This is a genomic window from Nostoc sp. FACHB-892 (assembly GCF_014698795.1).
In the GTDB taxonomy this organism is placed as follows: Bacteria; Cyanobacteriota; Cyanobacteriia; order Cyanobacteriales; family Nostocaceae; genus Nostoc.
In genome coordinates this window covers 1-1,929 of the sequence record NZ_JACJTR010000146.1, presented here as the reverse complement: position 1 = coordinate 1,929, position 1,929 = coordinate 1, and the positions used below count along the sequence as shown (strand labels likewise).

Sequence of the window (1,929 nt, the reverse complement as noted above, 5' to 3'; positions counted from 1 at the left end):
ACATCGGGAGCCGGATGCGGTGAAAGTCGCACGTCCGGATCTAACTGAGAGGTGCGCGGGATAATACCCGCCATCGACTCAACCCAGATGAAGCGATCGCAACGCATTAGAGTGTTGGCACGAAATAGTTCTTTATCGTTTACCATGACTACCCAGCGTTGCGTTAAGTGGTTATCGTCGTAGGTGATGCTGGCTACCAGTTTGTCATCAGCGTAATATTCGTGATGGTCAAACGAGATTTCGACTATTGTGAGGGGTTCGGGAGCTATGGCTTGGGCTTGGTCAGCGATGTAGCTGTTGAGTTCGGCTTGAGCGAGGGCTTGGTTGTCGGGGGCAGCAGGGGCGAGTTTCTGAATCTTGCTTGCCTGATAGTTAACAATGGCAGAAATCCACGCGTCCTTACAGCGTTTGTCGCTTACTTCGACTGTGCAGGCGATTTCGGTGTAGATTTGCTTGAGTCGGGCAATCGATTTCAGTTGTAGCTGTTGTTGGCTGTAGATTTGGTATGTCATGATTGATTAAGTTCCTAATGGGACGGAAAGCGCTTTAGATTCGCAGTCGGGGCGCTTTCTTTATATATCTATTATTACGTATTGCGTAATGCTTGTCAAGCAATGCGTAATGGTTTAAATTAGAGATAATTCTTTGGAGGCGTATGACTATGGATTTAATGAAAATTATTATTGAAGTGGAGTTTACTGGTATCGGAACTGCTTTGAAAAAGGCAAGAGAAGCTGCGGGAATGAGTTTAACCGTAGCTGGTGATTACGCCGGAATGAGCGGGGCAAATTTTAATCGAATTGAGAACGAGGATACAAAGGGTGTACCTTTAGACACCCTCATCAGGGCAGCCAATGCTGTAGGGCTGGATTTAAAAGAGTGTTTAGGTGAATGGATTCAGCATATTCCTGGGGTTAATTTAACAGAAAGTTCTAATGGCGATTAACCCTCAGACTATTAATCCTCTTGCCCTACCTTCAGCTTTTCCGAAGAAGCGATGCCTGCGGTGGGCTATGCCGGAGCAGTTATCAACTACTTCTAAAATCTACGTTGCAATTGACTCTGAAAAAATATTGTTGAGCTAAAGGGGTGGAATCATGCCTAAACCACCTTTTAGACGCAACAAAGCCACTTCTCCCGCATCTACCGATTCAACTTCAGCAGCTAGCTCTGTAAATGAGGATGTCTCCCAGCAAGTAGATCCCGCTTCAGCAACGATTACGGTTCCTGCTGTTGAAGTTCCAGAGTTGACAGAGGAAGAACAGCGGGATCGCCTTCACTTAGAGCGGCGTGTGGAAAGAGCGTTTTTTGAGGCGGGGAAGGCGCTGGCAGAATTACGCGATCGCAGACTGTACCGTTCAAGTCACCGTACATTTGAAGATTATTGCCGCGATCGCTTTGGTCATAGTCGCCAGAAGTCAAATTATCTGATTGCAGCAGCTGATGTCTACGAGAATTTGACAACAATTTGTTGTCAAAATTTGCCGCCTGAAGATTTGACAACAAATGGATCACAAATTTTTGGATCACAAATTTTGCCCACTAGCGAAGGGCAAGTTCGACCCATGACAAAGCTTGAACCCCAGGAACAGCAGGAAGTCTGGCTAGCAGCAGTAGAACTTGCTGGCGGAAAAGTGCCAACTGGTAGGATCGTTAAAGATGTCGTGCAAAGGATTATGGAACGCACCCAAGTACCCAACAGCTACCAAATCGGTGAAGTCTGCCAAATCTTAGTTAAGGACAACCCGGAACTCAGAGGAAAGGGTGGGTGTTGGGCAATTGTCAGCGCAGTGAATGATTTCAGTTGCACTGTGAGAATGTGGGATGGCGAGTACGCCGTTGGGTTGCAGCACCTCAAATCTTACAATTACTTGCCAGCCGAATGTGAGCAGATCCACTCCTTGAGCGATCGCATTACACGGGTGTATT

Annotated in this window: 2 protein-coding genes and 1 pseudogene; 2 read left to right on the top strand and 1 reads right to left on the bottom strand. The window is 46.8% G+C overall.

Features of this window, described 5'->3' with window-relative positions:
* Positions 1 to 512, bottom strand: a pseudogene (locus H6G96_RS40640) (hypothetical protein); the annotation flags it as partial.
* 143 nt (positions 513 to 655) lie between these two features.
* Between H6G96_RS40640 and H6G96_RS40635 the strand changes: the two are divergent.
* Both H6G96_RS40635 and H6G96_RS40630 read left to right on the top strand, forming a co-directional pair.
* Positions 656 to 946 (top strand): helix-turn-helix transcriptional regulator, encoded by a 291-nt coding sequence (locus H6G96_RS40635; protein WP_152591773.1) that lies wholly within the window; start codon positions 656 to 658, stop codon positions 944 to 946.
* A 151-nt stretch (positions 947 to 1,097) separates the two neighbouring features.
* A partial coding sequence (locus tag H6G96_RS40630; RefSeq protein ID WP_190920315.1) for a hypothetical protein occupies positions 1,098 to 1,929 on the top strand: 832 nt, incomplete at its 3' end.